Source organism: Tenacibaculum sp. AWR4_210, from assembly GCF_056160945.1.
This window is the reverse complement of sequence record NZ_JBSWYF010000006.1, coordinates 169,340-181,980: the sequence shown is the minus strand read 5'-3', so window position 1 is coordinate 181,980 and position 12,641 is coordinate 169,340. Positions and strand designations below refer to the sequence as shown.

General features: G+C 39.7%; 10 protein-coding genes. 7 read left to right on the top strand and 3 right to left on the bottom strand.

Annotated elements, in window-relative coordinates:
* Positions 1 to 6: 6 nt before the first annotated feature.
* From recQ to ACXAG7_RS12670, 3 genes are all read left to right on the top strand, one after another.
* Complete coding sequence (gene recQ / locus ACXAG7_RS12680) at positions 7 to 2,103, top strand: DNA helicase RecQ (protein WP_476667006.1); 2,097 nt, start codon at positions 7 to 9, stop codon at positions 2,101 to 2,103.
* A gap of 64 nt (positions 2,104 to 2,167) precedes the next feature.
* The gene (locus tag ACXAG7_RS12675; protein ID WP_408042970.1) at positions 2,168 to 2,674 is read left to right on the top strand and encodes a GbsR/MarR family transcriptional regulator; all 507 of its coding nucleotides are present in this window, start codon (positions 2,168 to 2,170) and stop codon (positions 2,672 to 2,674) included.
* Positions 2,675 to 2,722: 48 nt separating this feature from the next.
* Positions 2,723 to 3,619, top strand: coding sequence for a fatty acid desaturase (locus ACXAG7_RS12670; protein ID WP_476667005.1), 897 nt, complete (start codon positions 2,723 to 2,725; stop codon positions 3,617 to 3,619).
* Positions 3,620 to 3,738: 119 nt separating this feature from the next.
* Here the strand turns inward: ACXAG7_RS12670 and ACXAG7_RS12665 are convergent, their stop codons facing one another.
* Both ACXAG7_RS12665 and ACXAG7_RS12660 read right to left on the bottom strand, forming a co-directional pair.
* Positions 3,739 to 4,362 (bottom strand): TonB-dependent receptor plug domain-containing protein, encoded by a 624-nt coding sequence (locus tag ACXAG7_RS12665; RefSeq protein ID WP_408042972.1) that lies wholly within the window; start codon positions 4,360 to 4,362, stop codon positions 3,739 to 3,741.
* A gap of 89 nt (positions 4,363 to 4,451) precedes the next feature.
* Positions 4,452 to 5,609 carry an FAD-dependent monooxygenase gene (locus ACXAG7_RS12660; RefSeq protein ID WP_476667004.1) on the bottom strand — a complete coding sequence of 386 codons (1,158 nt, stop codon included), beginning with the start codon at positions 5,607 to 5,609 and terminating at the stop codon, positions 4,452 to 4,454.
* 74 nt (positions 5,610 to 5,683) lie between these two features.
* Here ACXAG7_RS12660 and ACXAG7_RS12655 point away from each other — a divergent pair, with 74 nt between their 5' ends.
* The gene (locus tag ACXAG7_RS12655) at positions 5,684 to 6,301 is read left to right on the top strand and encodes a TetR/AcrR family transcriptional regulator (protein WP_476667003.1); all 618 of its coding nucleotides are present in this window, start codon (positions 5,684 to 5,686) and stop codon (positions 6,299 to 6,301) included.
* 56 nt (positions 6,302 to 6,357) lie between these two features.
* Here ACXAG7_RS12655 and ACXAG7_RS12650 read toward each other — a convergent pair whose 3' ends face one another.
* Positions 6,358 to 9,783 carry a methylmalonyl-CoA mutase family protein gene (locus ACXAG7_RS12650; protein WP_408042975.1) on the bottom strand — a complete coding sequence of 1,142 codons (3,426 nt, stop codon included), beginning with the start codon at positions 9,781 to 9,783 and terminating at the stop codon, positions 6,358 to 6,360.
* A gap of 244 nt (positions 9,784 to 10,027) precedes the next feature.
* Here ACXAG7_RS12650 and ACXAG7_RS12645 point away from each other — a divergent pair, with 244 nt between their 5' ends.
* From ACXAG7_RS12645 to ACXAG7_RS12635, 3 genes are all read left to right on the top strand, one after another.
* Positions 10,028 to 11,167 carry a helix-turn-helix domain-containing protein gene (locus ACXAG7_RS12645; protein WP_476667002.1) on the top strand — a complete coding sequence of 380 codons (1,140 nt, stop codon included), beginning with the start codon at positions 10,028 to 10,030 and terminating at the stop codon, positions 11,165 to 11,167.
* 115 nt (positions 11,168 to 11,282) lie between these two features.
* On the top strand, positions 11,283 to 11,657 hold the full coding sequence (locus ACXAG7_RS12640; RefSeq protein ID WP_408042977.1) for a hypothetical protein: 375 nt from the start codon (positions 11,283 to 11,285) through the stop codon (positions 11,655 to 11,657).
* Between the two features lie 132 nt (positions 11,658 to 11,789).
* Positions 11,790 to 12,641 (top strand): sterol desaturase family protein, encoded by an 852-nt coding sequence (locus tag ACXAG7_RS12635; RefSeq protein WP_476667001.1) that lies wholly within the window; start codon positions 11,790 to 11,792, stop codon positions 12,639 to 12,641.

Genomic DNA, 12,641 nt, shown 5'->3' with positions numbered 1-12,641 from the left:
TGCCAGATGGAACAGATTTTGGAAGCGGATATACTCAAGAAATTAAAGGCGAATTTTGGTTATGAAAGTTTTCGCCTGCAACAAGGGCAGATTATTGAAAACGTATTGGCAAAGAAAGATACCTTGGTTATCATGCCAACGGGTGGAGGTAAGTCTATTTGTTACCAACTACCGGCCTTGTTTTTTAATGGCATTACCTTGGTAATTTCTCCGTTGATTGCGCTAATGAAAGATCAGGTAGATAGTTTGAAGGCCAATGGTATCAAAGCTACTTATATCAATAGTAGTCAAAGCGCTGAAGAACAGGCGAAGGTATTCGAAGACGTGGCTACCAAAGCCATTACATTGTTGTACGTAGCTCCTGAAAGTTTACCCATGTTGCAAAATGTGTTGAATCAGAGTTACATCAGTTGTGTAGCTATTGATGAGGCGCACTGTATTTCTGCTTGGGGACACGATTTTAGACCCTCGTACAAACAATTGTCTTTCTTAAAAAAATCACTTCCTGAAGTTCCAATCATCGCATTGACTGCAACGGCTGATAAAGCCACGCAAGAAGACATTGTAACCCAGCTAGCCATTCCTCACGCAGATCGTTTTATCAGTTCGTTTAACCGAGAAAACATCGCACTGGAGGTGCGACCTGCTAACGAACGAGTACAACAGATCATTGAGTTTGTGACCAAACGTCCTAATGAGGCCGGAATTGTGTATTGTTTGAGTCGAAAGGCAACGGAACAGCTTGCCTCAAAATTACAGCAAAAAGGGATCGATGCCTTGGCGTACCATGCCGGTATGAGTTTTGACGAACGATCAGCTACCCAAGAAGCCTTTATTAAAGACGATTGTACAGTGGTTTGTGCCACTATTGCTTTTGGTATGGGAATTGATAAATCGAATGTTCGTTGGGTAATTCACTATAATTTGCCCAAAAATATTGAAGGTTACTATCAGGAAATTGGGCGTGCAGGTCGTGATGGTCTGCCTTCGGATGCACTACTTTTTCACAGTTATGCCGATGTTATTCAACTCCGTCAGTTTATTGAAAATACAGGCAATAAAGAAGTACAGGAAGCGAAACTCGACAGGATGAAACAGTTTGCGGAAGCTACTGTATGTCGACGTAGAATTCTGTTGAGCTATTTTGGTGAGTTCATCGAAGAGAACTGTGGAAATTGTGATGTATGTAACAATCCACCAACCTTTTTTGACGGTACGATTATTGCCCAGAAAGCGCTTTCAGCTATTTATAGACTTCAAGGAAAAGAAGCTATGGGGATGGTGATTGACGTTTTAAGAGGAGCCCAAAATGCCGCTGTGTTGGACAAGCAGTACCACCAACTAAAAACCTATGGAGCAGGGAAGGATATTGCTTGGCGCGATTGGCAGCACTACCTGATACAATTGGTGAATCAAGGATTTTGTCAAATAGCTTTTCACCAGCGTAATGCCTTACAACTTTCTAACCTAGCAAAGAAAGTGCTCTTCGAGGGAGAACGTGTAGAATTGACCAAACCACAGGTTGTTGAAGAGACAAAAGTAACGAAGAAAGCAAAGAAAAAAACGGCAAATACCACGTTATTTGACCGTTTGCGAGCCCTGCGTTATCGCATTGCTAAGGAAGAAGATATTGCGGCCTACTTGGTTTTTAACGACGCTACACTCCGCGAAATTGAACGGGAACGACCACAATCAGCTGCTGAGTTTTTAGCAATCAGCGGTGTTGGACAACGAAAACTAGCGGTGTATGGTGATGAGTTTATGGAAGAAATTAAGTCCTTTCTAAACGAAAAGCGCAAAACGAAAAAAGATACTACCTTAGAAACGTTTAAGCTGTATCAACAAGGTCATTCTGTTCAGGAAATCGGTGAATTACGAGGCCTGAAGACAACGACTATTTTTTCGCACCTGTCGAAGTTGTATTTGGAAGGTAAGGATGTTAGCTTGGATGAATTTGTGACGCCCGCTATTTTGAAACGCGTGGCAAATGCCAAGAAGGTATTGAAAAATGAAACAGCCTTAAAACCGTATTTTGAGTTCCTCGGTGAAAAAGTACCCTACGAACAAATTAGGGTGGCGCTGACGATTCTGCAAAAGAAATAAACTCTGATTGAAATTTATTTTCAGAAATTTTTGAAAGTTTTAAAACTAATCCTATATTTGTCACATGCAATTAGAAGAAGCCAAATTAAAATACATACAAACCTGGGGAAGTTTAGCCACACATTGGGGGATAAATAAAACCATGGCTCAGGTACATGCGTTGTTATTGGTTTCAGTAAAACCTTTGTCGTCCGATGAAATTATGGAAATTCTTAAGATTTCGAGAGGCAATGTGAACATGAATGTACGCGCGCTTATCGACTGGGGAATTGTAACCAAAGTATTGGTACCCGGGGAGCGCAAAGAGTATTTTGAATCTGGGAAAGATATTTGGGAACTGTTTAAGCAAGTGACAAAAGAGCGCAAAAAGCGTGAAATAGAACCTGTAATAAAAGTGCTAAAGGAGTTAAAAGGCGAAGTAGCCGAGGATTCAGAAGAAGCAGAAAGTTTTCGTGTTTTGATGGGCGATTTGGTCCACGTAACAGAAACGGTAAATGGGTTGCTAGACAAAGCCATTAGAGCAGATGAGCACTGGCTTTTGTCTAATGTTACCAAACTCTTGAAAAAGTAAAAAAATTTATCAATAAAGTTTCAATAATTTTTGAAAATAAAATAAGTTATGAAAGAAAATGATCAAATTCGCTATGGAAAAATTGTGCTAGCCCCACTTAAAATTCTTACACTTTACCTCTTTATCTTGGGAAGTTTGACTATTGACTTTACTGAATTGAGTAGCGAAGTACTGGGGTTAAATGGAGTATTGGTACTTCTTACTGTTTGTTTGGGGCATTCTGTAGGATTGCACCGCGGAATTATTCATAAGTCGTATCAGACTTCGAGGTGGTTTAGAAATTTATTGGCCTATGCCTTTGTGTTTACCGGACTGGGAGGACCATTAAATTGGTTAAAGTTTCATTATTACAGAGATTATTGGCAAAACCAATCGGAATGCTTGCCTTATTTTGGATACAAACACAGTTTACTAAAAGATTATTGGTGGAATTTGCACTTGAGTTTTCGTCCTACAAATATCGACCGATACAATATTCCTAAGGACGATTTAGAAGATACCTGGCTGCGCTTTTTAAATGGTACGTGGCTCGCTCATATACTCGGAATGGCGCTACTTTTCTATCTGCTTTACGGTTGGAATGCCATGCTGTTTCTGGTTGCATTTCGCGCCGCTGTAACAATCTTAGCCCATTGGTTTATAGGCTATGCATCGCATACCCATGGTTATGTTCGTTACGAGGTATCCGGTGCTAGTGAAAGTGGTTATAACGATGTACTCTTAGGAGTGTGTTCTTTTGGAGAGGGTTTTCACAACAACCATCATGCCTATCCAAAATCTGCAAAGTTTTCAAAAAGCTGGTTTGAACTAGACCTGGGTTGGTGGGCCATTGTTATTTTAAAGTACATTGGCTTGATTTGGGAGGTACAAACCCATCGTGATGCTGAAGCGCGAGCTAAGGCATTGAAGGTATATCCGATAACTACTACAGATATACTGCATTAGGGAGAATTGCTATCATCCCGTGAAAAAGAGAAAAAACCTCAAAGTACTAGGATACTTATGAGGTTTTTGAGTGTTTCTATATAAGGAACAAGAGTTTACATAATTTGTAGTTGTGCAGTTTAAAAAGTGTCCACAACAATAACACCATTGGCTCCACGTGATCCGTAAATGGCAGAATCCGTACCTTTTAATACTTTAATAGCTTTGATGGTATTAGGTTCTATCCTCGCAAACAAAGCTTCACTGATGGCGTTACCGTTCAAGATAAACAACGGTGTCGTACTTCCGTTAACAGTGTTGTAACCCCTAATCGTAATGCGATTTGATGAATCGATGTTTACGCCTGGAATGCGTCCGCGCATATAGTCGTAAATATTCCAAAATTGTGCGGTACTGGCCACTTTGTTGTTAGCATCATTGACAGTATAACTATCGTTTCTTTTTTCGATAATTATCACAATAGATTTTTTACCGTTGTACTTGACTTTTTGGATACCTACTTTAGGTGAAAATGCAGCAATAATCTTGGGTACTTTCTGTAGTTTTGTTTTGAAAATACCTTTAGAATTTGTCCATCTTTTTTGACGTACATCGTCGAAGAGTATAATAGCTCCAGGAACAGGCCTCTTTTTTTCATCTTTTACTTGAATGGATAGATAGTTATCCTTGTCTTGAGCCGTGGCTTTAAACCCCATTGTTACAACGAACAAAAAGAGTAAGATTTTGAAGTAGTTATTTTTCATCCTTTCAGTATTTAAGTAGGACAATATACTAAATATTCTTTAGAGTTTTGGGTGGAATTCAATGGTTTTGCTGTTTAAAGTGTTAAAATTTAGTGTTTTGTGTTATTTTTGGGTGCTTTTACTAGCGAAAATAATGCTATGGAGTTATTTTCTTGTAATCGCTTAGGCATCCATTCTAAACCTTTATTCCTGAGGTGTTTTAAGACTGGGGATTTCCAATGTGCCACCGTTCCTATGCGATAACTCTGCTGAATAACACGTCGTACCTTATCGGTTCTCAATTTTTGAAAGGTGTTGAATACGGAGGCATGTGGTTGTTCAGAAATTAAAGTAGAGAGCAAGTAGGCGTCTTCAATGGCTTGACAAGCTCCCTGTCCCATATTGGGTGTCGTGGCATGCGCGGCATCACCAATACAACATACTCGGCCTTGGTACCACGGAGTGCCTTGTGGTAAATCGGTTATAGCAGCCCCGTGAATTTTCGATTTTGGAGTATGTGTGATAAGTTCAGTGACTAACGGATGAAAGTTAGCATACGCAGTGAGCAAACTCGTTGGATGTAGCGTATTTTGTACACGCTGAGCCTCTGAGGTAACTGCAAACCAATACACCTGATTTTCATCGATGGGAACGAATCCGAAACGATAGGTGCCTCCCCAGCATTCATGAAGTTTATGTACGTAGTTCGAAGGGATATCGAAATTTGCAATACCTCGCCAGCAATACTGTGATGTCGTACGTATGGTGGCGTTGGGAGCTATGAGTGATCGAGTGATTGAACGTATGCCATCAGCTGCGATAACCATTGATGTCGACACTTCGAATCCATTGTCGAAACTAAGGTGAACCTGTTCACTGTTTTGGTGGAGCTTTTGAAGCTGATATCCGAGATGTATCGATGTTTTTTCAAGGCTGTTTAGTAAGGTGTTTTGAAGACGAGCGCGAGCGATGGCTAAGGTTGAGGTCTGAAAGAGTTCATCGTAACGCTGAGTTTGTATCGATTGAATGGTATCGAGCTTTTCCGTGGCTATGGTGAACTGTTCAATCAGATGCCCTTCTTTTTTTAGTTGATGGGCAATCCCTAGGTTTTCAAATACTTGCATTGCGTTGTGAGCGAGGGTTATACCTGCTCCCACAGCTTCTAGTTTTGTCGCCCGTTCGTAAATGTTGACGGTGTATCCCTGTCGTTCTAAAAAGAGTGCCGTTGTTAAACCGGCAATTCCTGCTCCTATAATTGAAATCTCCATAGTATTGGTTTTAGGTTAAAGTTACTAAAAATATTTTTATTTAGGTCGTATGTACTAATTTGTATATTTGTGCTATGAATACGACAAAAAAAAGGATACGTGATAAGGCACTGGCATTGTTTAACAGTCAGGGATTGTCACAAGTAACGCTCCGAACGATTGCAAAGGAATTAGGAATGAGCCAGGGGAATTTAAATTACCACTACAAAAAGCGAGCAGACATCATCGAGGTTCTGTACGAAGACTTGGTAACAGCCTTATCCGCTGAGTTTGTAAAATTTGAGACTGCCGAGCTTTCTATGAATTTGCTTTTTGAGGTGAATACGGCGGTTATGAAAGTATTTTTTAATTATCGTTTTATGATGCTCGACTTTGTTCAAGTAATGAGAACACATCCCAAAATTAGTGCACATTACCAAACCTTGACAGTTCATCGGAAAGAGCAGTTCATGAGTTTGGTACAGCGATTAATAGCTGCGGGCTATCTAAGGCAGGCAGATTTTAAAGGAGAATATGAAGAGGTGTGGGAGCGCGTTCAAATGCTCGGTGATTTCTGGTTATCATCGGCCTACATCAATTCCAAGTTAGAAGAAAGTCAAGTAGCGCATTATGCCAGGTTGATGGGAGGAGTTTGGTATCCGTATTTTACCCCGAAGGCAAAAAAGAGCTATCTACAGTATCAAAAATCCTAAAAAAACTCCCCGTTACCAAGGTAGCGGGGAGTTTAAAGTAATTTGCAATGAGTAGGTTACATATTACGACGGTACTGACCACCTACTTCGAAAAGAGCGGCAGTAATTTGTCCTAGTGTACACACTTTACTCGCTTCCATTAGTTTTTCAAAAATATTTTCGTTTTGAACAGCAGCATTCTGAATAATATCGAGTTCTTCACTCGCTTTGGCAGCATGTGCTTGGTTCAAGTTTTCTTTTGTTTTAATTTGGAATAACTTTTCTTCCTCCGTTGCACGGATGACTTCTTGAGGAGTCACTGTTGGTGAACCTTTAGAACTCAAAAAGGTATTCACTCCAATAATAGGAAACTCACCAGTGTGTTTTAAAGTTTCATAGTACAAGCTCTCTTCTTGAATTTTAGAACGTTGGTACATGGTTTCCATGGCTCCTAATACACCTCCGCGTTCTGTAATTCTGTCAAATTCAGTCAATACAGCTTCTTCCACCAAATCGGTCAGTTCCTCAATAATGAACGATCCTTGAATTGGGTTTTCATTCTTTGCGAGTCCTAATTCCTTATTGATAATCAACTGAATGGCCATAGCTCTACGTACACTTTCTTCTGTAGGTGTCGTAATGGCTTCGTCATAGGCATTCGTGTGCAATGAATTACAGTTGTCGTAAATTGCATACAGGGCCTGTAGAGTAGTTCTAATATCGTTAAAATCAATCTCTTGAGCGTGTAAAGAACGTCCCGAAGTTTGAATGTGATACTTGAGCATCTGAGCTCGTGGATTGGCTCCGTATTTAAATTTGAGTGCTTTGGCCCAAATTTTACGTGCCACTCTACCGATAACAGCGTATTCCGGATCAATTCCATTTGAAAAGAAGAACGATAAGTTCGGTCCAAACTTGTTGATGTCCATACCTCTTGATAAGTAGTATTCTACGTAGGTAAATCCGTTGGCTAAGGTAAGTGCTAATTGCGTAATAGGATTGGCTCCTGCTTCGGCAATGTGATATCCAGAAATGGATACCGAATAAAAATTACGAACGTTTTTCTCGATAAAGTACTCTTGGACATCTCCCATTAAGCGCAGGGCAAATTCCGTTGAGAAAATACAGGTATTTTGCGCTTGATCTTCTTTTAAAATATCGGCTTGCACAGTACCGCGAACTTGCGAAAGTGTAGCCGTTTTAATTTCAGCGTATACTTCTGCGGGTAAAATTTGATCACCGGTAACCCCTAAGAGCATTAATCCCAATCCGTCGTTTCCTTCAGGAAGATCACCGTTGTATCTCGGTCTTTCCAATCCTTTCGCGTCGTATAGAGACGCTAATTTTTCTTCAACGAGGTGTTCAAGTTGCTGTTCTTTGATGTATTTTTCACAGTTTTGATCAATAGCGGCATTCATAAAGAAACCTAACAACATAGGAGCAGGCCCGTTGATTGTCATAGAAACTGAAGTCATGGCATGACTTAAATCGAAGCCTGAATACAATTTCTTAGCGTCGTCAAGACAACAAATAGAAACTCCGGCATTACCAATTTTTCCGTAGATATCTGGACGGTGACCAGGGTCATTTCCGTAGAGCGTTACCGAGTCAAATGCCGTCGATAAACGTTTTGCTGGCATTCCTAAACTAACGTAGTGGAAACGTCTGTTAGTTCTTTCCGGTCCTCCTTCACCTGCAAACATTCGAGTAGGGTCTTCTCCAGTTCTTTTAAATGGATACAGTCCTGAAGCATAAGGGAACTCTCCTGGTACGTTCTCTTGCAGGTTCCAACGGAGTAGATCACCCCAAGCTTGGTACTTTGGTAAGGCTACTTTCGGAATCTGAGAATGTGATAAGGATTCTGTATGCGTTTGAATATTGATTTCCTTATCGCGTACTTTAAACGTGTACACTGGAGCTTTGTATTTGGCCACTTTGTCTTGCCAATTCATAATGATTTCCCAGTTATAAGGATCGAGATTCATTTTAACGCGATCAAATTCTGCTAATAACAGCTTTACAAAATCGCGTTGCTCCTCGTTGATGGTTAGTTGTTCCGCATCAATTCCTGCCTTGTCAAGTACAACCTTTGAATCCGTAACACTTTCTATGGTTTGACTAATTCCGTATAGCTTTTGAGCCACAACCTCCTGCTGTGAAACCTTTTTATCGTAAGCGCGATTAGATTCGGCGATTTCTGACAAATAACGCGTGCGTGCCGGTGGAATGACAAAAATCTTTTCTGACATTTCTTTAGTGATTTCAAAGGTAGAAGCTAAGTCAGCTCCTGTTTTTTCCACTAATTTATCCATGATGGCCTTGTACAACGAATTCATTCCTGGATCGTTGAATTGCGAGGCTATAGTTCCGTATACCGGAAGGTCTTCTTGAGGAATGTCCCAGAGGTTGTTGTTGCGCATATACTGCTTTTTAACATCTCTCAGGGCATCTAAGGCTCCTCGCTTGTCAAACTTATTGATAGCAACTAAATCGGCAAAATCTAACATGTCAATTTTTTCCAATTGAGTAGCAGCACCAAATTCTGGAGTCATTACGTACAATGAGGTATCCGAATGTTCAATAATCTCCGTATCTGACTGTCCAATTCCCGAAGTTTCTAGGATAATTAAATCAAAGGCTGCGGCTTTGAGTACCTCAACAGCTTCGTTGACGTATTTAGACAGCGCTAGGTTAGATTGACGCGTAGCAAGTGAACGCATGTATACGCGTTCGTTATTGATAGCGTTCATGCGGATACGGTCACCTAATAAGGCACCTCCTGTTTTTCTTTTCGATGGATCGACAGAAATGAGTCCGATGGTCTTTTCTGGAAAGTCGATTAAAAAACGGCGAACCAGCTCGTCAACCAAACTCGATTTTCCAGCCCCACCAGTACCTGTAATTCCGAGTACAGGAGTACTTGCATTTTTATTTTTTTCGTGAATTTTTGCTAAGGTATCCTTAGCCACTTCCGGGAAGTTTTCTGCCGATGATATAATACGGGCAATACTTCCGATCTCTTTTTCTTCTAATTTGTTGATTTCTCCATTCAACTGATCACCAATAGCAAAATCAGCGCGTTGAACCAAATCGTTAATCATACCTTGTAGGCCTAATTCACGACCGTCATCCGGCGAGTAGATTCTCGTGATACCGTAATCCATGAGTTCCTTGATTTCTTCAGGAAGGATTACTCCACCACCACCTCCGAAAATCTTAATATGCCCGGCTCCTTTTTCCTGGAGTAAATCGTACATGTATTTAAAATACTCATTGTGTCCCCCCTGATAAGAGGTCATTGCAATGGCATTCGCATCTTCTTGAATAGCACAATTCACCACTTCTTCAACACTTCTATCGTGTCCGAGGTGAATAACTTCAACACCTGTTGATTGGATGATTCTACGCATGATGTTGATGGCAGCATCGTGTCCGTCAAATAGGGAAGCCGCTGTTACGATTCTTACTTTATATTTAGGTTTATAAGGAGTTGTTTGTTCCATTCGTAAATTATCTTGTATTTATCGCATGCAATTTACGGAAATATTAAAAAATAGAAGACTTTATTGAAAGGGTAAAAATCCCATTTGCAATTTTTTTATGTTTGCGACGTTGAGCATTGGGCAAAAAAGAATTCTAAATTCAAGGAAATTAGGAATTTTATAAAAATATTAAGAATGTATACAGTAGGGAAGTGTTGTAACGTTCTTGTTTAAATAACAACTAATACACACAAACTAGAAGACTATGTACACGTATACCTTTGAAAAAATATCCGCGATATTTTATCTTCTCACAGCTTTTTCCGCAGCCATGCTGGGGTTTCTGTTTTTGACTCACAGGCTAAAGGCGCATAAAGCAAACGTGTTTTTAGTAGTTTTTATATGGAGTTTGGCCTACAGCCTTCTAAATGAGTTTTTGGCAGACGAAGAAGTTGTTGAGCTCATAGGGGAAAAGTTTTTTTCGTTTAATTCCTTTTTATTCATTGTGCCCTCCTTGTTTTTGTACATCGTGTCTCACAGTAATAAGAACGAAATTAAGTATTGGATCTGGTTGTATGCTCCAGGGGTATTGGTCAATATCATACCATTTCAAGATCCTGAGTTGGCGGAGGTCTTTAACGGGTTGCTCTACATGCTCATCAGTTTTCCTTTGATGGTGTTGAGCATGCGCTACATAAAAAAATACCGCAAAGACTTACAGAGTTTCTATTCAACAATTGACAATAGAACCTTGCATTGGATACGAGTTTTGATGCTTATGGTCATAAGCCTACACGTATTTATGTTTGTCGTCGAACTGATTATTGACGAAAACTCAGCACTGGATGCTATTATGGATTTTATAGAAAGTTTGGTAACGTTTAGCATCGTGTATTGGGTAGGAGTCAAAGGATTTCAGCAGTACGAATTGGATACACCGAATACAAACGCTGTAGACCCCCCAATTATCGAAGTAGAAAAAAAGTGTGTGGAGGAAAATTGTTCGTTGGAGGTTGAAGAAGATAATCTGGATACAGAATTACACAACAAGTTCGAATGTTTGTGTACGCTAATCGAAGAACATAAAATTTATACCAATCCAAATTTAACCATCAAGAGCTTATCCGAACAATTGACAGTTCGTGAACGCGAACTTTCTAACTTGATCAATAACTGTACAAAAAAGAATTTTCACCAGTTTATCAATCAATTTAGAGTGTTGGAGTTCAAAAGGCTCATCGCTTCTGATAAAGCAGTACAATATTCTATATTAGGACTCGCTCGAGATGCTGGATTCTCTTCTAAATCAACATTTTACAAGGTTTTTAAAGAGCTCGAAGGACTCACGCCAAGTGAGTACAAAAACCGGATAAATAGTCCGAATACGCGTTCTGGGACTCCTTAATCTGCATTTTTTTTCTAGTTTGACGTTTCTTTGTCGAGTGCCATTCACAAGCGGTAGTACTCCGTTTGTGAACAGTGCGTATTAGGTTAGTTTAAAATAGAAAATTAGTATAGAGATGAAGAAAGCAATTGTTATTTTAATGATGGTGGGAGTCGGACATTTTTCTGCCCAAGGACAAGATATCGCCAAAGAAATTTTTGGGAAATGGAAACTTGATGTCGTTGAAATGATGGGACAGAAAGGAACACCTCAAGAAGTGTTTGGGGTAGCAGAAGCGTATCAGGAATACAGTAAACCCAATAAATTTAAAGGATTTCTCGGTGAGGAAGTACACGGTGATTTTACGATTGACAGTGCAACTAGTAAAATCGTAGTTACTGTTGGAAACGATAGTACAGAATTTAAGGTCATTTCATTTACGAAAACCGGAATGATTTTGTCTATTCAAACCGATGAAGGCGCACTACAACTTCATTATAAAAAGAGTTAATTCAACGGCTTTTTCAAGTTAACCGTTTAGTTTTTTAGTAATCCTCCATACACATCCTCACAAGGGGTGTGCAGGGGATGACTGTACTTATACTAACCAAACCGTAAGTAATAGTCATCAAAACAAAGTTATATGTCATATTTATTAGAGAATCCTCTTATTTTACAATTAATAGTCTTTGCTTCCATCATTATCTTTTTTTGGAGTTTAGAATTGGTCATCTTCTCTCAAGATATCAAGTCAAAGGCCTCGCATTCCTTGTTAAATGCAAAGTTTATCAGTTTGGTACTGCCCGTGCAAATGCTGCTGTCAACAGTGGTGTTTATGGTCGCAAATTGGACGGTCGACCAAAGTTGGGGACTGCTGCATTTACTTCCGATTACCGAAAATAAAGTAGTGTATTTTATTACGGCGTTTATCGCCATTGATTTTTTTGATTACTGGTATCACGTGATGATGCACAGGGTGCCTTGGTTTTGGCGTTTTCATCAAATTCACCACAGTGATATGGAAGTTGATATCTCTACTACAGTCAGAGAACACCCAGGAGAAACCGCAATTCGAGTAAGTTATTTGGCCTTAATAGTGTTTATTTTAGGTGTCCCTGCCTCATTTTTATTGCTCAAACAGTTTATTCAGAGCTTTATCAATTTAACATCACATTCTAAAGTGAAATTGAATCCAAAAGTTGATAGAATTGTCTCTTGGGTGTTTGTAACACCGAGCACGCATCACATTCACCATCACTATGTGTTACCGTATACAGATAGTAATTACGGAGACATACTCGGAATTTGGGATCGCTTGTTTGGTACCTATACCAGTATGGAACAAAGTAGCATAGTGCACGGTATCGATACCAATATGGATGCTGAGGAAAATAGTGACTTTAAAAATTTGGTCACCCGACCCTTTGACGGAGAACGCATTCATTCAACCAATCCAGTTTACGCTAACAAAACGAGCTTAAAGTCAGTAAAATAG